Raw genomic sequence first — 20,675 nt, forward strand, 5'->3', positions numbered from 1 at the left:
ATGCCGATCCGGCTCGGACTCGGCCTCCCGCAGATGAGGCAGTACGACATCGGCCGCGACATCCCCGCGGTCGCCGCGGCGGCCGAGGAGACCGGCTACGACAGCCTGTGGGTGTTCGAGCGGGTGATCTTCCCCGAGCCCGCGACCCAGGGGCTGTACGGGATTCCGGGCCTGCCCTGGCCCGACCAGTACCGGAACGTCGCCGAGCCGACGGTGTCGCTCTCGCTCGCAGCAGCCGTGACCGGGCGGGCGCGGCTCGGCACCAGCGTGCTGATCGCGCCGCTGCACATTCCCTTCCAGCTGGCGCGTACGCTCGCCACCCTCGACGCGGCGAGCGGCGGCCGGGTCGTGGCCGGGCTCGGCACGGGCTGGGCCCTCGACGAGTACGCCGCGGCCGGCGTCGCCCCGTTCGAGCGGCGCGGAGCGGTCCTGGACGAGACGCTGGACGTGTTCCGGGCGGTGTGGGGCCCGGACCCGGTCGCGTACGAGGGCGAGCTGACGACCATCGCCCCGTCCGTCGTCGGGCCCAAGCCCGCCCGGCCGATCCCCGTGCTGCTGCCGGCGAACAGCACGAAGGCCGCGCGGCGCGTGGTGGACCGGGCCGACGGCTGGCTGCCGGTGGCGATGGGGGCGCGGAAGCTGGCCGGCGAATGGCGGCGGCTGCAGGACCTGGCGGCCGAGCGCGGCCGTGAGCGGCCCCTGCAGGTGTCGGTCCGCGCCAACGCGAGGTACCGCGCGAAGCCGCTCGACGGCGACGACCGCAAGCCGTTCCACGGGAGTGTGGACCAGATCGTCGAGGACCTGGCGGCGCATGTCGCCCCCGGCCTCGACGACTTCCACATCGATCTTCAGACCACCACGCGCGACGCCGAGGAGCTGATGGACGTCGCTGCGGCGGTGTACGAGGGCGCTCGGGCCGCGGGCATCTGACCTGCCGGAACACGCAAGCCGCCGTCGGCCGGGGTTTCCGGACGACGGCGGCTGGGGTGACCTCCCGGGTCCGGCCGGATCACGGTCGGCGGCGGGGGCTCATTCATGGGTGCCCGGAGCGGCTCAGTCCTCCGGGAGCTCGACCGGGGCGATCTCGTCGAAGACGTCGCCCGGTCCGGGGTTGGTGGTGTCGGTGGTGCCGCCGAGGTGGTGCATCACGCCCCACACGGCGTTGAGGGCGGTCTGCACCGCACCCTCGGCCCAGCCGGCCGTCCAGGAGATGTCGTCGCCCGCGAGGAAGATGCCGCGCTTGTCGGCGGGCAGCCGGTCCTGCATGAAGTGGGTGAACAGACGCCGCTGGTAGCGGTAGTGGCCCGGCAGGTTGGCCTTGAACGCGCCCATGAAGTAGGGCTCGTTCTCCCAGGACACGGTCACCGGGTTGCCGATGATGTGCTTGCGGATGTCGACCTTCGGGTAGATCTCGCCGAGCGACTTGAGCATGACCTCCATGCGCTCGTTCGCGGACAGCGGCAGCCACTTGAGGCTGTCGTCGCACCACGTGTACGAGAGGCAGATGACGGCCGGCTTGTCGGGGCCCTCGTCCAGGAGGTAGGTGCCGCGGGTCATGCGGTCGGTGAGCGTCATCGACATGACGTCGCGGCCGGTCGGATTACCCCTGTCGTCGACGGCCTTGTCCAGCCAGAACGGCCGGTCGACGGGCACGAACAGCTTGGAGGACTCCATGTAGTGGGTCCGCTCCATCGCCGTCCAGTGGTCGATGGGGAACAGCGAGTCGTCGCACGCGATCTTGGAGAGCAGCATCCAGGACTGGGCGGTGAAGATCGCTGCCTGGTAGGTGCGGATGTCGCCGGACGCGTCCGTGACGGTGATGCGGTTGCCCGCGGTGCGGTGCAGCCGGGTCACGGCGGGCCGCGGCTCGCCGTCGACGTGCAGCGTCGCGAGCGAGGTGCCGTACGCCCAGTGCGTGATCTTCTCCGGCGAGCGCTCCCAGAGCCGCAGCGGCAGCTGCTGGGAGCCGCCGACGATGCCGCGGTGGTGGTCGTCGGCCTCGGTGTAGACGACGCGGAGGATCTCCAGGATGGAGTTGGGGAAGTCGGTGTCCCAGCCGCCGGTGCCGAAGCCGACCTGGCCGAAGATCTCGCGGTGCCGGAAGGACTTGAAGGCCTCGGAGTCGCAGAGGAAGCCGTAGAAGGTCTGGTTGTCGAGCTTCTCGACGAGCTTCGCCCAGATCTCGCGGATGCGCGGGACGTCCCGCTCGCGCATGGCGCGGTTCATGTCGGAGAAGTCCGCGCCCTCCTCCAGACAGGCGTTCCACGCGTTCATGACGTCGCGGTAGACCTGCGGCAGGTCGTCGATCGTCTCGGCGTAGTGCGACTCGCCCTTGAGGTCGACCACCGTCGAAGGGGTGGACTCGGCCAGGGGGTTGGGGAACGCCTTGGTCTCCAGGCCCACCAGGTCGATGTAGTGCTGCAGCGCCGTCGAGGACGGCGGGAAGCGCATGGCACCCATCTCGGCGGTCAGCGACGGGTCGCAGCCGTCGAAGCCGACCGTGCGCAGCCGCCCGCCGATCTGGTCCGCCTCGTAGACGACGGGCTTGAGGCCCATCTTCATCAGCTCGTAGGCGGCGATGATGCCGGAGAGCCCACCGCCGATGACGGCGATCTCGGTGCCGTGCTCGGTCGCCGGTATCTGGCCGAGGCCCGCCGGGTGGGCGAGGAAGTCGTCGTACGCGTACGGGAAGTCCGGCCCGAACATGGTGATGGGCGGCTGCGCGTCGGTGTGCGGGACGGCGGTGGGCACCGTGGACGTCATGGGGTGTTGCTCCTGGTCTGGCGGGGCGGGTCGAGAGGTCTTAGCGGACGAGCGACGCGTACAGGCCGGGACGGCGGTCGCGCAGGTACGGGTTGTCGGCGCGGGAGGCGGCCAGGAGGGCCGGGTCGGCGTCACCGGTCACCAGCTCCTCGCCGTAGCCGGCCCGGGCCCTGGTGACACCGTCGGGGCCGGCGAGGCAGCTGAGCCCGGCGAAGTCGAACTCGCCCTCGGGGCCGGTCCGGTTGGCGTACGCCACGTACATCTGGCTCTCGAAGGCGCGGGCCGGAAGGAGCTTCTCGGCGACGAACCGGAAGGGGTTCATCAGCGCGGTCGGCACCGCCAGCAGGTCGGTGCCGGCGAGCGCGTGGGCGCGCACGTTCTCCGGGAACTCGACGTCGTAGCAGATCAGCAGGCCGACGCGGAGGCCACCGAGGTCGGCCTGGACGACGGGCTCGTCACCGGGCGTGAACCACTCCTGCTCGAAGCAGCCGAAGAGGTGGGTCTTGCGGTAGTTCGCGAGGCGGGCGCCGTCGGGGCCGATCAGCTGCGCCGCGTTGTACACCCGCTCCTCGTCGGCGCCGGTGCCGCGCTCGGGGTAGCCGTGGAGGACGGCGATTCCGTGCCGTACGGCGATCTCGGCGACGGCCTCGGCCGAGGGGCCGTCGGCGGGCTCCGCGAGGCGGGGTACGTCGGCGCCGATCGCGTAGCCGGTGAGGAACATCTCCGGGCAGACGAGGAGGCCGGCGCCGCCCGCCGCGGCCTGCGCGGCGCGGGTGTCGAGGATCTCGAGGTTCTTCGCGATGTCGCCGGGGGTCCCGGAGCTCTGGAGCAGGGCGGTGCGCAGCGGCGGCATGGACCTACCTCGGAAGGGGTGTGGTGGGTGTCAGGACGACGTCAAAACGGTACGTTCCGGCCGTTGGCCGGGACAAGGCGGGACCGTTGCGTTCCGAGACTCGATCCGTTGCGCGATTGCCCCGTCGGGCGGCGATTCGTTGCGCATCCCCGGCGGGAGGTCCGCTCCGGCCGGGGCCGGGGTCCTTCGCCGACCGGGCGACTACGCAGGGGCGCCCGAGGAGAACCGCCTGAGCAGCGGGGACAGCACCAGCACGGACTTGGTCCGTTCCACGAAGGGCTCGCCGGCGATGCGCTCCAGCACGCGCTCGAAGTGGCGCATGTCGGAGGCGAAGACCTGGACGATCGCGTCCGCCTCCCCGGTGACGGTGGAGGCGGACGCGACTTCCGGATACCGCGCGAGGCCACGCTTGATGGACTCGGGCGAGGTGTTGCTGCGGCAGTAGATCTCGATGTAGCCCTCGGTCTCCCAGCCCATGGCGGCCGGGTCGACCCGGACGGTGAAGCCGGTGATGGCTCCCTCCGCCCGGAGCCTGTCCACGCGCCGCTTCACGGCGGGCGCGGACAGGCCGACGAGCGATCCGATGTCGGCGTAGGAACGGCGGGCGTCCTCGGCGAGGGCGTGGACGATGCGTTCGTCGAGATCGTTCAGTCGCACAGGGGGTGGATCACTTCTCTGCTGTTGCCAACCGGGAGCGGCCGAGGCCGTACAGGAAGTAGAACACGAGCCCGGCGACCATCCAGCCACCGAACCACACCCAGGTGATGGCCGGGAGGCTGAACATCATGTAGGCGCAGAAACCGAAGCCGAGGATCGGGGTGATCGGGAACAGCATCACCTTGAAGGTCCGGTTCATGTCGGGCCGCTTGTAGCGCAGGAGGATCACGGCGACGTTGACCAGCGCGAAGGCGAACAGCGTGCCGATGCTCGTGGCGTTGGCCAGCTCACCCAGCGGGATGAAGGCCGCGAGAGCGCCGCAGAACAGCGAGACGATCACGGTGTTGGCGCGCGGGGCGCCGGTCTTCTCGTTCACCTTGGCGAACACCTTGGGCACGAGCCCGTCGCGGGACATCGCGAAGAGGATGCGGGTCTGGCCGTACAGCACGGCGAAGACGACGCTGGCGATGGCGACGACCGCGCCCGCGGCGAGCACGACGCCCCAGAAGCTCTGGCCGGTGACGTCCTTCATGATCTGCGCGAGCGCCGCCTCCGTGCCCTCGAAGTCCTGCCACGGCATGGCGCCGACGGCGACGAGCGCGACCAGGCAGTAGAGGACGGTGACGATGAGCAGCGACAGCATGATGGCGCGCGGCAGGTCCTTCTTCGGGTTCTTGGCCTCTTCACCCGCGGTGGAGGCGGCGTCGAAGCCGATGTACGAGAAGAACAGGGTGGCCGCGGCGGCGCTGATCCCGGTGACGCCGAGCGGGGCGAGCGGGGCGTAGTTGCCGGCCTTGATGCCCATGAAGCCGATGCCGATGAAGAGCACCAGCGTCACGATCTTGACCATGACCATGATCGTGTTGACGCGGGCGCTCTCCTTGGCGCCGCCCATCAGGAACACCATGGCGAGCAGCACCACGACGAGCGCGGGGAGGTTGATGAAACCGCCCTCGCCGAGCGGCGCGGACACCGCCTCGGGGATCGTCACGCCTATCGTGCCGTCGAGCAGCTCGTTGAGGTACTCGCCCCAGCCGACGGCGACGGCCGCGACGGAGACGCCGTACTCCAGCACCAGGCACCAGCCGCAGACCCAGGCGACCAGCTCGCCCATGGTGGCGTAGGAGTACGAGTACGAGGAGCCGGAGACGGGGACGGCTCCGGCCAGCTCCGCGTACGACAGGGCCGAGAACAGCGCGGTCAGGCCCGCGACGACGAAGGAGATCGCCACCGCCGGCCCGGCCAGCGGAGTGGCCTCGCCGAGGACGACGAAGATGCCGGTGCCGAGGGTGGCACCGATGCTGATCATCGTCAGCTGCCACATGGTGAGCGAGCGGCGGAGGGTGCCGCCCTCGCCCTGCCCGCCCTCGGCGACGAGCTGCTCTACGGGCTTGCGCCGCATCAGCCGGGCTCCGAGCCCGAGAGCGGGGCCGCCGGGGTCCCGCTGGGGGGTGACGGGGGGCGCTGCGTCCAACACTGGGGAGGCTCCTTATCGCTGCCTGTCGGTGAGGCGGCGACCGGAGGCGACCCCTGGGCGCGGACGCGGCTGAGCGCAGCGCGAAGCGCGGGGGGATCGCCGAGCAGACGGTCCCCGCCACTCCACGTACTAAGCGAGGACCTTACGAGGTTCGCGTTCCCGACCGTAATGCATGAGCTTTGCGCACCTGCGCAAGATCGTTGCGTACTCGGGGCGGCCGCGGGGGAACGTTGCACGGCCGCGCAAAAGTCTTCAGATCTCGCGGAGACGGTCGGCGATCTCGCGCAGCAGGGACGGGTCGTGCGTGCCCTGCCGGGCGGTCGGGGCGCAGATCCGGACCAGCCCCGCCTCGACGAGGTCGGCGAGCAGGACGCGGACGACCGTGAGCGGCAGGTCGGCGTCCGCCGCGACCTCGGCGACCGGCCGCGGCGCGCGGCGGACCAGTCGCAGCAGCGCACTGCGGGCGTGGTCGAGCCCTGGCTCGGGCCGTTCGTCGGCGTCGTCCCGTTCCACGGCCGTGACCAGCGACATCAGATCGATGTGATGGTCCGCGGCGGGACGGGTCCGGCCCCGGGTCACGGTGTACGGCCGCACCATCGACCCGGTCTCGTCCTCGTACCAGTGATCGTTCACGGGTCTATGCGCCGGTGGCGTCGACGGCCTCGGTGGACTCGGTGGATCCGGTGGACTCGGTGGATCCGGTGACGGAGCGCGCGGGGACGGTCATGTGCCGGCCGACCCGCTTGACCAGGAGCGTCATTTCGTGGGCGAGCTGTCCGACGTCCGTCCGGACGTCGCTGAGCACGGCGAGGCGGCTGCCGTCCCCGGCGGGGGTGATGAAGAGATACGCCCCGTCGAGCATGACCATGGTCTGCCGGACCTTCCCGGCCGCGAATCGGGAACCGGCTTCCTTGGCGAGGCTGTGGAAGCCCGCGCACACGGCGGACAGATGCTCGACGTCCCGTGCGGGCATGCCGCGGGAGGCGCAGGTGACCAGGCCGTCCGCGGTCAGCAGCACGGCCTGCCGGACGTGATCGGTCCTGGCCAGCAGATCGTCGAGCAGCCAGCCGAGATCGCCCGCGGCGGTCCCCGCCGGCTCTCTGTCGTGCGGCTCAGCCATGGTCGCCCGTCCCTTCGTCGTTCGTACTCTCGCGCCCGGCCGGGCCGGCCTTCCGCCCCCGGTCGAGCCCCCGCTGAAACGCCCCGAAGATCGCCCGCATCTCCTCCGCGCCGACCTCCCGCTCGGGTCCCTCCGGCTCCGTGGGCCCGTCCCGCAGCGGCGCGGCGAGCGAGGCCTGCCGGATCCTGGTGGGCAGCACCCGCGGCCGGGCGCCGGCGCCCGGCCCGCCGCTGTCCTGCGGGGGCGCCGGCGCATCGCCCTCGACGCCGCCCTCGACGCCGGCCCGCGGCCCGGACTCGCCGCCGTCACGCGGCTGTGCCGGGAGCGGGCGGTGTCGCGTGCGGGTGGGGAGCGCGGACTGCCCGTTGTCCGGCCCGATGCCCCCGCCGTGCGGGGAGGCCTTCCGTGCAGGCAGGGCGCGGACGACGGCGCCGGCCGCGGCAGTCGGCGTGGGCTCCGGCGCAGGCGCAGGCGCAGGTACGGGAGCCGGAGCCGATCCGGGGGCCGGGCCGGGGTCCGGGGCCGTGATCGCGTTCGGCAGGAGCACCACCGCCGTGGTGCCGCCGTACGGGGAGCGCGTGAGCGTGACGGTGATGCCGTGGCGCGCGGCGAGGCGGCCGACGATGTACAGGCCGAGGCGCTCGTCCTGGACCGGGTCGAAGTCACCGGGGCGGGCGAGGGTGCGGTGGGCCTCGGCGAGTTCGTCGGCGTCCATGCCGAGGCCGCGGTCGTCGATCTCCAGGACGAAACCGTTGCGTGCGGCGCCGGTGCGCATCGTCACCTGGGTGTGCGGCGGGGAGAACGCCGCCGCGTTCTCGACGAGTTCGGCGACGAGGTGCACCACGTCCGCCACCGCGTCCGCGCCGACCCCCACCGCCGGCATCGGCGGCACCACGACCCGGGCGTAGTCCTCGATCTCGCCGACCGCCGCGGCCACGACGTCCACGAGCGGCACCGGCGCCCGCCACCGCCGCCCGGGCGCCGCGCCCGACAGGATGATCAGGCCCTCCGCGTGGCGCCGCATCCGGGTCGTCAGATGGTCGATCCGGAAGAGGTCCTCCAGCGTGTCCGGGTCCGTCGTACGCCGCTCCAGCGTGTCGACGAGCTTCGACTGCCGGTGCACCAGCGCCTGGTTGCGTCGCGCGATGTTCAGCAGCACGGCGAAGATCCCGCGCCGCAGCGTCGCCTGCTTCACGGCGGCCTCGACGGCCGCCCGCCGGGCCGCGTTCAGCGCCCGCCCGACCTGCGCGATCTCGTCCGGCTCCCGGTCGCCGTCGCCGAAGTCCAGCGGAGGCGCCGCCGCGGCCGCGTCGACGTCCTCGCCCGCGCCGAGCCGTTCCATCACCTCGGGCAGCTGACGGGTCGCGAGCACGTCCGCCGCGTCCCGCAGTTCCTCCAGCCGCCGTGCGATCCGCCGTCCCGCGCCGACCGAGAGCCAGATCGACAGCCCGACGGCGATCAGGCCGACGACACCGACGACGGCCGCCTTGACCATCTCGCGGTAGGCGAAGGCCCGCCCGCGCTCGGCCGCGTTGAGCGCGGAGTCGGTGCACAGCAGCATGTAGCGCTTGACCGCGCGGTCGGTCGTGGTCCGCCAGGACTCGGAGGCCATGGCCTCGCCCGCGTTCGCCGCACCCGCCCGCAGCAGGGTGTCCTCACCCGACGTCAGCGCCCGGTACTCGGCGGTGCGCTGGAAGTCCGTGAACAGCTCGCGCGAGTCGGCGGGCAGATCGGCGACGTACGTACGGTGGAAGACGCGCCGGTCCTCGATCGTCGCGGTGAGCGTGTCGTACTGGCTGTCGGTGAGGTTGCCCGCGGCGCGGGCACCGGCGACGAGCGCGTCCTCCCGGGACACGAACTCCCGCACCCGCACCAGCTCCACCACGACCTGCGCCTCCCGGGCGAGCTGTCCGGCCTGCAGGGCGGTGAGCTGGGACTGCACATCGAAGGTGGGCTCGACGATCGTGGTGTACGCGTCGACGGCCTCGTTCCAGGAGATCCGCCGGTCGACGACCCGCTCCCGCAGACCGTCGAGCCGCGCGGCCGCACCGTCCATGGCGTCCAGCGACTGCCGCTGCCGCGCCGAGAGGTCCTCGCGCCGCTCCTGGTCGCCGATCGCGTCGCGCATGGCCTCGACGGCGCGATCGGTCGAGCGCTGCTGGTCCAGCAGCGCCGCGGCGTCGGCCGCGCCGCCGTTGCGCTGTCCGGCTCCCAGATACGCGGCGGCGAGCCGGCGCTCGATCTGGATCTGCCCCACGGCCGTGTCGACGGGCGTGCCGAAGCCCTCGTAGATGCTCTGGAGCCGGATCAGGGCCCGGAGATCCCCCGTCACCGACACCATGGCGAAGCTCCACAGCGTCATCAGGGCGACGACCGGGAGGACGGTGAGGGCCACGATCCGGCCACGGATCGTGGGACGGCGCAGTCGCCGGCGCATGGACTCCCCAGGACGTTCGGGACAAGCGGTCAGCGGCTGGTTACCGACCGGTAGGGGCAGTCAAGCTACGCGATCCGTCATGGATGGCGCAATGCTCCCGCCGGTAACGCCCGTAGCCGTTACCGGCGCTGGTCATTGACACTTCGTCAGCTCTGCTGCACGGTGCCGCGCAGCCGCCGGCATCGGGGACGGCAGGCAGGACCTCGCGGCGGCGGGGTAGGAGTGAGGTTCCCGTACCCGACGATCGGAGGACCCACGTGACGCCGGACGCCACCTGGCTCGATCCCGCACCGTTTCTGCGCGGCGTGGCCTGGTGCGACGGCGTGCGCACGGTGCGGGCCGACCCCGGCGACACCGCCCGGCTGCCCTGGGACACGTGCGAGCGTGCGGCGCTGCCCGTCGGCGTACGGCTGGAGTTCACCGCGCCGGACGGCGCGCGGGCGGTCGAACTGCGCTACCGGGCCCGGGTGCCTGGCCCGACGGACGCACTGCGCGATCTCGCGCACTGCTTCGCCCTGTGGCAGGGCGACCGCTGCCTGCACGAGTCGTTCACCGAGCCGGCCGAGGAGGCCACGGTGACGATCGCCCTGCCGGCCGGCCCCGGCCCGTTCACCATCCATCCGCCCGAGTCCCAGTCCCCGGTGATCCTCGGACTGCGCGGGCTCGGCGGGACGGTGACTCCCGCGCCCCGACAGCCCCGATGGCTGGTCCACGGCGACTCGATCACGGAAGGCTGGTGGTCCACCCGGCCCGCCCACTCCTGGCCCGCGACCGCCGGCCGGGCCCTCGGCCTCGACTGCGTGAACCTCGGGTACGCGGGCGCGGCACGCGGCGAGCTGCCGACCGCCCAGCAGCTCGCGGCGCTCCCCGCCGAGCTGCTGACGCTCGCCTTCGGCACCAACTGCTGGTCGTCCGTGCCGTATTCGGCCCCCCTGCTGTACGAGACGACGCGTGCCTTCGTCACCCTCGTCCGCGAGGGCCACCCCGCGACGCCGCTGCTGCTGGTCTCCCCCGTGCTGCGCCCGGACGCCGAGTCGACGCGCAACGCCCTGGGCGCCACACTCGCCGAGCTCCGTGCGGCGATGGAGGAGGCGGCCCGCGACCTGGCCGCCGCGGGCGACAAGCACCTGACGTTGCTGCCGGGCAGGGACCTGCTCACTCCGGACGACCTGGCGGACGGGCTCCACCCGAACGACGCGGGCCACGCCCGCCTCGCGGCCGCCGTGGTGAGCGCGCTGGGTCGTGTCTGACGAATGGCGCCGTCCACGCGCCAAAAACGCCTCAGGGGCCGCACCGGTGATCCGGCGCGGCCCCTGAGGCGAGTGACGTGTCAGCTCCAGCTGGCGTGCAGCGGCTTGCCCTCCGCGTAGCCGGCGGCGCTCTGGATGCCGACGATCGCCTTCTCGGCGAACTCCTCCAGCGATCCCGCGCCCGCGTAGGTGCACGAGGAACGGACGCCCGCGATGATCGAGTCGATCAGGTCCTCGACGCCCGGACGCTGCGGGTCGAGGAACATCCGCGAGGTGGAGATGCCCTCCTCGAAGAGCGCCTTGCGGGCCCGGTCGTACGCCGACTCCTCGCTCGTACGGTTGCGGACGGCACGCGCCGAGGCCATGCCGAAGGACTCCTTGTACAGCCGGCCGTCGGCGGTCTGCTGCAGATCGCCCGGCGACTCGTACGTCCCAGCGAACCAGGAGCCGACCATGACGTTGGACGCGCCGGCGGCGAGCGCCATGGCGACGTCGCGCGGGTGACGGACACCGCCGTCGGCCCAGACGTGCTTGCCGTACTTCCTGGCCTCGGCGGCGCACTCCAGCACCGCGGAGAACTGCGGCCGGCCCACGCCGGTCATCATGCGGGTGGTGCACATCGCGCCGGGGCCGACACCGACCTTGATGATGTCCGCTCCGGCGTCGATGAGGTCCTTGACGCCCTCGGCGGCCACGATGTTGCCCGCGACGATGGGGACCTTCGGATCGAGGCCGCGGACCGCCCTGATCGCGGAGATCATGGACTCCTGGTGGCCGTGCGCGGTGTCCACGACGAGCGTGTCCGCACCCGCGTCGAGGAGCTGCTTCGCCTTGCCCGCCACATCGCCGTTGATGCCGACCGCGGCGGCGATCCGCAGCTTGCCGTCGGCGTCCGTGGCCGGTGTGTACAGCGTGGCGCGCAGGGCGCCCTTGCGGGTGAGGATGCCGGCGAGCCGGCCGTCCTCGTCCACGGCCGGGGCGATCTTGCGGTTGGCGTTGTCGAGCTTGGTGAACGCCTCGCGGGGGTCGATGTCCGCGTCGATCAGCAGCAGGTCCTTGGACATGACCTCGGACAGCTGGGTGAAGCGGTCCACGCCGGACAGGTCGTGCTCGGTGACGACGCCGACCGGTCGCTGCTCCTCGTCCACGACGACGCCCGCGCCGTGCGCCCGCTTGTGCAGCAGGGACAGCGCGTCGGCGACGGTCTGGTGCGGGGTGAGCACGATCGGGGTGTCGAGCACGAGGTGGCGCGTCTTCACCCAGGAGACGACCTCGGTGACGACCTCGATCGGGATGTCCTGCGGGATGACGACGAGGCCGCCACGGCGGGCGACGGTCTCGGCCATCCGACGGCCGGCGATCGCGGTCATGTTGGCGACGACGAGCGGAATGGTGGTGCCCGTGCCGTCGGGAGAGGCGAGGTCGACGCCCTGACGGGAGCCCACGGCCGATCGGCTCGGCACCATGAACACGTCGTCGTACGTCAGGTCGTACGGCGGCTTGAGGTCATTGAGGAAACGCACGTGCTGAACATCCCAGTCGATCGGAGGGGCCCCGGAGGTTTCACCCGAGGAAAACGCACGTACTTCATTGTCCCATGACACGGGCGGTGATCCGTGCGGGCCGATCATCCAGGACCGCGCGAAGGGCTCTCGTCGGATCCTCCAAGGGCGAGCAGTACGGCGAGCTGCCCCGGCATGGTGTCCACGGCCTGGGTGAAGACGTCCTGGGCGGTCTGCCAGTCGCGCGGGCGGGCCGCGGCGTACTCCTGCCAGCGGCGGACGAGGACGAGTGTGCCCTCCTCCCCCGGCAGGTCGGTGAGGCAGTCGGCGAGGGCGTCCCAGTTCCGGCCGAACCAGGCGGGCAGCTCCAGGTCGCTCGCGCAGCGCTCCATGAAGGCCGCCTTGTCCGTGACACCGTGCAGGTCGAGCACCGTGATGTTCCGGCCTGCGGTGGCGCCGAACAGGGCCGCGAGGGGGCCGTTTCTCATCGGAGTACCACCCTGAACGTCTGGTAGTGGTCGTCGGTGTAGTAGACCTCCCCCTCCTGCCCCGTGACGATGCGTCGGGCACCGCGGTCGCGCTCGCCGGGCGTGGGCACCGTGTACTCGCGGTAGTAGCCGCGCTTGTGGTCCGGCAGCAGGCCCTCGAAGTTCCCGAAGGTGGAGCCGTCCTTCTTGTACGGGAACGGCCCGCCGCGGTCGATCAGCCGCAGGGTCGTCCTGGCCTCGGGCGGCAGATCGGCGGCCCGGACGGTGGCGAGTCCGGTCGCGGAGGCGGAGACCGGGGCCGGCGGCGAGGACACCGTGGACGCGGGGCTCCGGGTCCCCGGGACCGGGCCCGAGTCGCTGCCGGAGCCGGTGGAACAGCCGACCAGCAGCAGGACCGGACAGGCCACCAGTGCCGTCAGCAGCCGGAAGAGGTACCGGAAGAGGTACGAGAGCCGGAAGGGCCGGTTCAGCATGCCGCCGATGCTGTCACGCCCGGGTGGCGAAGACGGTGAGGATCGGTCCCCGCGGGTAGGGAATGCCCCGTGCAGCACAGTGACGAGACACAGCGCGCCGCCCGTCAGGAGTCCGCAAGGCTCACCGCCGAGAGCGTCCACGGGGTGGCGCTGACCTGGGTGGACAACGCAGGACTCACCCGGGTCAAGGCCGTCCCCGTCGGCCGCCTCGCCCACGCGGCGACGCGCGGCGTCGGCATGTCCCCGGTCTTCGACGTCTACCTCGTGGACGATTCGTACACCACCAGCCGCCACATCGGCGGCCCGGACGGCGACCTGAGACTCGTACCGGACCTGGAGCGGCTCACGGTGCTGGCCGGTCAGCCCGGCTGGGCGTGGGCTCCGGTGGACCGGTACGACCAGCAGGGCCGGCCGTACCCGGCGTGCCAGCGGCTGTTCGCCCGCCGGATGGCCCGGCGGGCCGCGGAGCGGGGCATCGAGCTGCGGATGGGCTTCGAGACGGAGTGGGTCGTGCAGCGGGACGGCGCGTACCCGTGGGCGGGGCCGGCGTACGGGATGGCCCGGGTGGTCGAGCTGTCGGACTACGTGAACGAGGTGCTGCGGACGCTGGCCGCGCAGGGCGTGGAGGTGCTCCAGATCCATCCCGAGTACGCGGCAGGGCAGTTCGAGGTGTCCGTGGCCCCCGCGGACCCGGTCGGCGCGGCGGATCTCGCCGTACTGGTCCGCGAGACGATCCGTGCGGTGTCCGTGCGGCACGGGCTCACCGCCCTGTTCGGCCCGGCGGTGGAGGCGGGCGGCGTCGGCAACGGCGGCCATCTGCATCTGAGCCTGTGGCGGGACGGCCGCAATCTGTGCCGGGACGGTGAGGGGCCGTTCGGGATGACGGACGACAGCGAGTCGTTCCTCGCGGGCGTGCTCGATGCGCTGCCGGCCCTGATGGCCATCGGCGCACCGACCCCGGCGAGCTATCTCCGTCTCCAGCCGTCCCACTGGGCGGGTGTGTTCCAGTGCTGGGGCCTGGAGAACCGCGAGGCCGCCCTCCGCTTCATCACGGGCGCACCGGACGACCCGGACGGCGCGAACGCGGAGGTGAAGTGCTTCGACCCGGCGGCCAATCCGTATCTGGTGACGGGTGCGGTGATCGCGGCGGGACTGGCGGGCATCGCCGCGGGTGCACGGCTGCCGGACCCGGTGCGGGGCGATCCGGCGGTGACCGGCGCCGACGGTCCGGGCGCGGCCGCGTCGGCCGACGGAGCCGGCGGCACGGCGGCGGGCGACAAGGCCACGCGGGGCGGCACGGGCACGCCCGCGCGACTGCCGCGGTCGCTTCCCGAGGCGCTGGACCACTTCGAGCGCTCGGACGTGCTGCGTGACGCGCTCGGCGAGGCGCTGTTCGAGGCGGTCCTCGCGGTACGCCGCGCGGAGAACGAACTGTTCGCGGGCAGGGCCCCGCAGCAGATCGCCGACGCGACCCGCGGGCGGTACTGAATGCCCCTCACGCTGCCGCCGCTCGTCGACCACCACTGCCACGGGGTGCTCCGCCACGACGTGGACGCGGACGGGTTCGCCTCGTACCTGACCGAGTCGAACGCCCCCGCCGCGCCCGGCACGACCTTCTTCGACACCCAGCTGGGCTTCGCGGTGCTGCGCTGGTGCCCGCCGCTCCTCGGCCTCGACGCCCACTGCCCCGCGGAGCGGTATCTGGAGCGCCGCGGCGAGCTGGGCGCCGAGGAGTCGACCCGGCTGCTCCTGCGGGCGAGCGGTACCGGTACGTATCTGGTGGACACGGGCTTGCCGGGCGATCTCACGGGCCCCGGGGAGCTGGCCGGGCTCGGCGGCGGCGAGGCGGGCGTGATCGTACGCCTGGAGTCGCTGGCGGAGCGCACGGCGGATGCCGGCCAGGACGCGGCGTCGTTCCTCGAGGTGTTCGACCACGCCGTCACTGCCGCCGCCCGCACCGCCGCCGGCTTCAAGTCCATCGCCGCGTACCGCCACGGCCTCGGGCTCGACCCCGACCCGCCGGGTGGCGCGGAGGTGCACGCCGCCGCGGCGCGCTGGCTGACGGACCGGCCTCCGGGCGGCCGGATCACGGACCCCGTGCTGCTGCGCCATCTGCTGTGGTCGGCGGTCCGCACGGGGCTGCCGCTCCAGCTGCACACCGGGTTCGGCGATCCCGATCTGCGCCTGGACCACTGCGATCCGCTGCTGCTGACGGACTTCATCCGGGCGGTCGCGCCCCATGGCTGCCCGCTGGTGCTGCTGCACGGATACCCGTACCACCGGCACGCGGCCTATCTCGCCAACGTGTTCACACATGTGTACGCGGACGTGGGCCTGGCGCTCTCCCACACGGGCGCCCGCGCGGCCGCGGTCCTCGCCGAGGCGCTGGAACTCACTCCGTTCGGCAAGCTTCTCTACTCGAGCGACGCGTACGCGCTCCCGGAGCTGTACGTCGTCGGCGCCCGCGTCTTCGAGGACGCGCTCACCCGCCTCACCGACTCCTGGACCTCGTCCGGCGCCTGGTCCGAACCGGACGCGGCCCGCGTCGCCCGCATGGTGTCCGCGGAGAACGCGGCCCGGCTGTACGGCCTGGTCCCGGCGGGGCCGTGAGGGAGGCCCGGGTCGGCCCGGGTCCCAGCCGCAGCCGGGACCGGGCCTGTGGCCGTGGGGTCAGTCGTCCGGGTCCGCGCGGTCCAGGGCGGGGCGGGGTGCGGGACGGGACTCCGTCAGGAGGTAGTCCGCCGCCGCCGTGTCGGTCACCAGGCTGGTCACCAGCCCGGATCTGAGCACCGCCCCGATCGCCGCCGCCTTGCGCTGGCCGCCGGCGATGGCGACGACCTCCGGGATCCGGCGCAGCCGGTCGGCCTCGACGGTGATGCAGCGTTCGCCCAAGTCCCGGCCGACCCGTCGGCCGTCCGCGTCGAACAGGTGCGCCGACATCTCCGCCGCGACGCCGAGCGAGGCGTAGTGCGAGCGCTCCTCGTCGGTCAGCATGTCGTGCACCGTCGAGATGCCCGGCTCCCAGGAACCGATGGACACGCACGCGACCGTGACCTTGTCGAAGTACTCGAAGGCCCGCGCGATCCCCGTCTGGTTGCGCAGCGCGGCCGCGGTCGCCGGGTCCGGCAGCAGCATCGGCGCGTAGATCGGGTGCGCCTCACCGCCGGACACCTGCGCGGCACGGCGCACCGCCTCCACCGAGCCGCGCTCCGCGGTCCCGGCGTCGTACACCCCCGTGAGCTGGACGACCGTGCACGGCGGCAGCCGGTCCAGGGCCGCCGCCATATGGATCGTCGAGCGGCCCCAGGCCAGCCCGAGCACATCCCCCTCGTTCACCAGCTCGCCGAGCAGCTCCGCGGCCACCTCGCCCAGGTTCTCCGGGTCGGGGGACTCGTCCTCGCCCTCCGTGGGGGACTCGACGACCACCGCGTGCCGCAGCCCGTAGCGGGCGCGGAGCGCGTCCGAGCGCTCCGCGTCCAGCTCGGCGGGAACGCGGATCTCGATCCGTACGAGGTCGCGCTCCAGCGCCGTCTCCAGGACCCGGGCCACCTTGAAGCGGCTGACGCCGAACTCCTCCGCGATCTGGATCTTGGACTTGCCCTCGAGGTAGAAGCGTCGGGCCATGGCCGCCGCCTGCACCAGCTCCGCGGGTCCCATCCGCAGGGCCGACCGTCCCGCCGACATAGCAGACACCGCGATCTCCTCACTGCTGTTCACACTCCGGAACCGCCATCCTGACAGATCCGGGTGATGTTGATCAGCCCAGTCGGGCCCCGTTCACCGAGCTGTGGCTCAGTGGTTGCATGCCCAGGGTGCCGAGGCGATCCTCCGGGCCGCCTGCTCGCGCAGCGCACGGACGGCCTCGGCCGGGTCCTCGGCTCCGTACACCGCGGAACCGGCGACGAAGACGTCCGCGCCCGCCTCGGCGCACTGTTCGATCGTGGCTTCCGAGACCCCGCCGTCGACCTGGAGCCACAGCTCGAGTCCGTGTTTGGTGATGAGCTCCCTGGTACGGCGGATCTTCGGGAGCATGATGTCGAGGAACGCCTGGCCGCCGAAGCCCGGCTCCACGGTCATGATCAGCAGCATGTCGAGCTCGGCGAGCAGGTCCTCGTACGGCTCGATGGGGGTGGCGGGCTTGAGCGCCATCGAGGCGCGCGCGCCCTTGGCCCGGATCTCGCGTGCCAGCCGCACGGGGGCCGCGGCGGCCTCCACGTGGAAGGTGACGGAGCCCGCGCCGGCCTCCACGTACTGCGGTGCCCAGCGGTCCGGGTCCTCGATCATCAGATGGCAGTCCAGCGGGGTGTCCGTGGCGCGGCTGAGCGATTCGACCACCGGGACGCCCAGCGTCAGATTGGGCACGAAGTGATTGTCCATGACATCGACGTGGAGCCAGTCGGCACCTTCGACGGCCTTCGCCTCCTCGGCGAGCCGGGCGAAGTCGGCGGACAGGATGCTGGGGTTGATCTGGGCCATGTGCCAAGACTGCCATGCTCGCGCCCACTTCCCGGCCTCGGTGGGGACGGAAGAGGGCCGTTCCTCGTGACCGGGGGCCGCGCGGAGCGGCGCAGTCCGCCCATTCCCGGCATTCGGGGCCGCCTGAGGGCGGCCCGCCCGCGGGTTCGTCCGTAGAGTCGTCCGGGGGTTGCCTTCACCCCGGACCGACCTGTCTGCCGGATGTCCCCGGTTCCCCGCTCCCTCGATCGTGGTGGTGCTGATCCAGTCGCTCGGATGACTCGGATGACTCGGACTACTCGGGGAGAGAGCACGATGACGCACCGTAGGACCACCGTCCGCCGGACCGCCGTGGCCGCCGTGGCCCTGGCACTCGCGGGAGGCACGGCCGTGGCTCCCGCCCCGGCCTCCGCGGCGCCCTCACCGCACCGGTCGAGGGGGTGTGGCGCACGGACGGTTACGGGACGGTCCTGTCGGTCGACCGGGACGTGCTGCGGCAGTACCAGACGAGCGCCGCCGGCTGTCTGCCCGGCGCGAGCGCCGAGCGCTCGGGCGGCGGCGACCGTTCGGCCTCGTACCGGACCGCGGACGGCACCGTCCTGACCGTGCGCCCCGGCGCACTGCGCATCGCCAGCTCGCCAGGAGAGCGCGGACTGCGGCGCCTGGAATCGCTTCCCGCTGCGTGCGCACGACCCGCGCCGCAGGGGCCGGTCGCCGTGTTCGACATGTTCTGGCAGACCTTCGAGGAGAACTATCCGTTCTTCGCCGCCAAGGGCATCGACCGGCGCGCGGTCCGCGACCGCCATCGCCCGCGCATCGACGCCGGCACGACGGACGCCGAGCTGTTCGCGGTCCTCAGCGACATGGTCCGGCCGCTGTACGACGCGCATGTCCGTATCAGCGCGGGCGAGCAGGGCTTCTTCTACGAGAAGCGTCCCGGTACCGAGATTCCGACCGCGGACATGGACAAGCCCATCAAGGCGTACATCCAGGAGCGGGACCTGGGCGGCCGGCCGCTCCAGGAGTTCGCGCGCGGCCGGATCGGCTACGCGGATCTCCCGGGCGGGCAGGGCTATCTGCGCGTCACGGGCTTCGGCGGCTACACGGAGGCGAAGCCGGAGACGTACGCCGACAGCCTCGCCGCTCTGGACGATGCCCTGGACACGGTCTTCACCCGGGAGCGCACCACCGCTCTGACGGGCCTGATCATCGATCTACGGGTCAACGGCGGTGGCTCCGACAGCCTCGGCCTGCGGCTGGCCGGCCGCCTCACCGACCGCGTCCACTTCGCCTACGCCAAGCGCGCCCGCAACGACGCGTCCGATCCGTCCCTCTTCACCCGCCCCCAGCCCCAGCTCGTCCGCCCGGCGCAGGGCCCGCGCTACACGGGTCCTGTCGCGGTCCTCACCGGCGGTTCGACGGTGAGCGCCGGCGAGACCCTCACCCAGGCGCTGATGGAACGGCCGGGGCGGACCATCCGCATCGGGCAGCCCACGCAGGGCGTCTACTCCGATGTCCTGCCGAGGGCTCTCCCGAACGGCTGGCAGTTCCTCCTGCCGAACGAGGAGTTCCTGACCCGCGACGGCCGGACCTTCGACGGCCCCGGCATCCCCCCGCACCTGACCGAACCGGTCTTCACGGAGGAGGAGTTCGCACGCAACCGCGACTCGGCGTTCGACCGCGCACGCGAGGTACTCCCCCGGTCCGGCTGACCCACGCCCGCCCCGCCCCGACACGGGTCGGGGCGGCGGCGGCTGGGTGCTCAGCTCGGCTGGAAGCCGCCGACCTGGGGCATCTCTCCGGCCAGTCCGAGTTTCCCGGCGGTCAGCTCCACGCTGCCCGTTCCGGTGGGACCGGTGGCGCTCCCGGGCAGGACCCACACCGCGCCGTTGCAACGGTCCTCGCACTCCGCGCCGATGATCACATCGATGCGGCCGTCCGCCCGGACGTCGCCGACCGCGAGCGTGGAACCGAAGGTGTCCCCCTGCTCCGAGACGCCCGGCACCGAAGCGGTTTCCTGGGAGATCTGGTACGAGCCGGCGCCGGGCGTGCCGGTCCTCTTGCCGGGGATGACGACGACGGCTCCGGCACGCCCTTGGCCGTTCTGTGTCTGTCCCGGCACACCGACGACGATGTCGCCGAGACCGTCCTTGTTCAGATCGGCGACAGCGACGGCGGTGCCGAAGTTGTTGTACCTCGTCGACGTGCCGGGCACGCCGGCCGTGTCCTGGGTGATGCGCACCGGTGCTGCCGCGAAACCGTTCGCGCCGCCGTACCAGAGGGTGATCTGACCACCCTTGTGACCGTAGGTGCCGCTGATCGGTTCATCGGGGTCGCCGACGACGAGGTCGTCGTGGCCGTCGCCGTTGACGTCCCCGACGGCAGTGGTGGTGCCGTCGATGCGCAGCGGGTCGCTGAGGGTCGCGGGGTCGACGTACACGAGGCCGCCGCTGTAACCGCCGACCCTGACCGTGGTGATGATCCGCACCGCGCGGCCGTCGTGGCGTATCGCGTAGTCGGTGACGGCGACGGAGGCCGTGTCCCGGTTCCACTGCGACGTGCCGACCGACCCGTCGCGTGTGAAGGTTCCGCTGAACTCGATCGACCCGTCGTACCCGCCGACCAGCACCCGTGGGCCGGAGGTGTCACGCACGGCCGCGACGTCCAGTCCGTAGCGGCCGCCCTTGACCACCGGTACGGGCAGCCCGCTCGCCGCGGCCAGGCCGTTCCGGCCGCCCCACAGCACGGTGACGCCGCCGGCGTTCGCATCGCCGGCCAGGTCCTCGTCGGGCGCTCCCACGACCAGGTCGCTGTAGCCGTCCTTGTCGAGGTCGGCGAAGGCCGTCGAGGCCCCGAAAAGGTCCTGAGGCTCCGCGGCGTCCGGCACACCGGCCGTGTCCTGGGTGATGACGGCCTTGCGCAGGGTGGACACCCCGGTCCTGGAGCCGTAGAGGACGACGACCGCCCCCGCGCCCCGCTTGGTCCCCACATCGGCCGTGGGTGACGGGACCACCAGGTCCTGGTAGCCGTCCCCGTTGAGATCGGCAGGCGCGGCGATGGGCTTCGCCACGGCGGGGGCCACCACGCCCGAGCCGGCCACAGCCGCGCACGCCACGGCCACCGCGGCCGCCAACCTGTGTCTTCGAGTCTTCCCCATCTTCCCCACCCTGTTTCCCCTCCCGATCACCATGTGACAGCGG

At 72.3% G+C, this 20,675-nt stretch carries 17 protein-coding genes and 1 pseudogene; 5 read left to right on the forward strand and 13 right to left on the reverse strand.

The window, feature by feature from the left end; genetic code table 11:
- Entirely contained in the window at window positions 1-930 is a 930-nt protein-coding gene (locus OG766_RS05345) for an LLM class F420-dependent oxidoreductase (RefSeq protein WP_266375872.1), read from the forward strand.
- A 123-nt stretch (window positions 931-1,053) separates the two neighbouring features.
- Here the strand turns inward: OG766_RS05345 and OG766_RS05350 are convergent, their stop codons facing one another.
- The 7 genes from OG766_RS05350 to OG766_RS05380 all read right to left on the reverse strand — a co-directional run bounded on the left by OG766_RS05350 (window position 1,054) and on the right by OG766_RS05380 (window position 9,307).
- Window positions 1,054-2,763: a flavin monoamine oxidase family protein gene (locus tag OG766_RS05350; RefSeq protein WP_266375871.1), complete on the reverse strand. Its 1,710-nt coding sequence runs from the start codon at window positions 2,761-2,763 to the stop codon at window positions 1,054-1,056.
- A 40-nt stretch (window positions 2,764-2,803) separates the two neighbouring features.
- A complete protein-coding gene (locus OG766_RS05355; RefSeq protein ID WP_266375869.1) occupies window positions 2,804-3,616 on the reverse strand; it encodes a carbon-nitrogen hydrolase family protein in 813 nt (270 codons plus the stop codon).
- A gap of 201 nt (window positions 3,617-3,817) precedes the next feature.
- A complete protein-coding gene (locus OG766_RS05360; protein WP_266375867.1) occupies window positions 3,818-4,273 on the reverse strand; it encodes an Lrp/AsnC family transcriptional regulator in 456 nt (151 codons plus the stop codon).
- A 10-nt stretch (window positions 4,274-4,283) separates the two neighbouring features.
- Entirely contained in the window at window positions 4,284-5,675 is a 1,392-nt protein-coding gene (locus tag OG766_RS05365; protein WP_443045596.1) for an amino acid permease, read from the reverse strand.
- Between the two features lie 327 nt (window positions 5,676-6,002).
- On the reverse strand, window positions 6,003-6,383 hold the full coding sequence (locus OG766_RS05370; RefSeq protein WP_266375864.1) for a DUF742 domain-containing protein: 381 nt from the start codon (window positions 6,381-6,383) through the stop codon (window positions 6,003-6,005).
- Between the two features lie 4 nt (window positions 6,384-6,387).
- Window positions 6,388-6,870 carry a roadblock/LC7 domain-containing protein gene (locus OG766_RS05375; RefSeq protein WP_266375862.1) on the reverse strand — a complete coding sequence of 161 codons (483 nt, stop codon included), beginning with the start codon at window positions 6,868-6,870 and terminating at the stop codon, window positions 6,388-6,390.
- Window positions 6,863-9,307 (reverse strand): sensor histidine kinase, encoded by a 2,445-nt coding sequence (locus tag OG766_RS05380; protein ID WP_266375860.1) that lies wholly within the window; start codon window positions 9,305-9,307, stop codon window positions 6,863-6,865. Before OG766_RS05380 ends, OG766_RS05375 begins: the two co-directional genes overlap by 8 nt.
- 257 nt (window positions 9,308-9,564) lie before the next feature.
- On the opposite strand from OG766_RS05380, the gene OG766_RS05385 reads away from it, so the two are divergent.
- Entirely contained in the window at window positions 9,565-10,557 is a 993-nt protein-coding gene (locus OG766_RS05385; RefSeq protein WP_266375858.1) for a GDSL-type esterase/lipase family protein, read from the forward strand.
- 80 nt (window positions 10,558-10,637) lie between these two features.
- Here OG766_RS05385 and OG766_RS05390 read toward each other — a convergent pair whose 3' ends face one another.
- The 3 genes from OG766_RS05390 to OG766_RS05400 all read right to left on the reverse strand — a co-directional run bounded on the left by OG766_RS05390 (window position 10,638) and on the right by OG766_RS05400 (window position 13,020).
- Window positions 10,638-12,080: a GuaB1 family IMP dehydrogenase-related protein gene (locus OG766_RS05390; protein WP_266375856.1), complete on the reverse strand. Its 1,443-nt coding sequence runs from the start codon at window positions 12,078-12,080 to the stop codon at window positions 10,638-10,640.
- Between the two features lie 104 nt (window positions 12,081-12,184).
- On the reverse strand, window positions 12,185-12,547 hold the full coding sequence (locus tag OG766_RS05395; RefSeq protein ID WP_266375854.1) for a barstar family protein: 363 nt from the start codon (window positions 12,545-12,547) through the stop codon (window positions 12,185-12,187).
- The gene (locus OG766_RS05400; protein ID WP_328724668.1) at window positions 12,544-13,020 is read right to left on the reverse strand and encodes a ribonuclease domain-containing protein; all 477 of its coding nucleotides are present in this window, start codon (window positions 13,018-13,020) and stop codon (window positions 12,544-12,546) included. Before OG766_RS05400 ends, OG766_RS05395 begins: the two co-directional genes overlap by 4 nt.
- A gap of 69 nt (window positions 13,021-13,089) precedes the next feature.
- Here OG766_RS05400 and OG766_RS05405 point away from each other — a divergent pair, with 69 nt between their 5' ends.
- Window positions 13,090-14,508 carry a glutamine synthetase family protein gene (locus OG766_RS05405; RefSeq protein WP_328724669.1) on the forward strand — a complete coding sequence of 473 codons (1,419 nt, stop codon included), beginning with the start codon at window positions 13,090-13,092 and terminating at the stop codon, window positions 14,506-14,508.
- Complete coding sequence (locus OG766_RS05410) at window positions 14,509-15,630, forward strand: amidohydrolase family protein (RefSeq protein ID WP_266375848.1); 1,122 nt, start codon at window positions 14,509-14,511, stop codon at window positions 15,628-15,630.
- Between the two features lie 60 nt (window positions 15,631-15,690).
- Here the strand turns inward: OG766_RS05410 and OG766_RS05415 are convergent, their stop codons facing one another.
- Together OG766_RS05415 and rpe are read right to left on the reverse strand one after the other, a co-directional pair.
- The gene (locus OG766_RS05415) at window positions 15,691-16,737 is read right to left on the reverse strand and encodes a sugar-binding transcriptional regulator (protein WP_266375846.1); all 1,047 of its coding nucleotides are present in this window, start codon (window positions 16,735-16,737) and stop codon (window positions 15,691-15,693) included.
- 75 nt (window positions 16,738-16,812) lie between these two features.
- Window positions 16,813-17,496 (reverse strand): ribulose-phosphate 3-epimerase, encoded by a 684-nt coding sequence (rpe, locus tag OG766_RS05420; protein WP_266375844.1) that lies wholly within the window; start codon window positions 17,494-17,496, stop codon window positions 16,813-16,815.
- Window positions 17,497-17,790: 294 nt separating this feature from the next.
- Here rpe and OG766_RS05425 point away from each other — a divergent pair.
- Window positions 17,791-19,187 (forward strand): annotated as a pseudogene (locus OG766_RS05425) (S41 family peptidase).
- 50 nt (window positions 19,188-19,237) lie between these two features.
- Here OG766_RS05425 and OG766_RS05430 read toward each other — a convergent pair.
- Entirely contained in the window at window positions 19,238-20,632 is a 1,395-nt protein-coding gene (locus OG766_RS05430) for an FG-GAP-like repeat-containing protein (protein WP_328724671.1), read from the reverse strand.
- Between the last annotated feature and the right edge of the window lie 43 nt (window positions 20,633-20,675).

Source organism: Streptomyces sp. NBC_00259 (assembly GCF_036181745.1).
GTDB classification, from domain to species: domain Bacteria; phylum Actinomycetota; class Actinomycetes; order Streptomycetales; family Streptomycetaceae; genus Streptomyces; species Streptomyces pratisoli.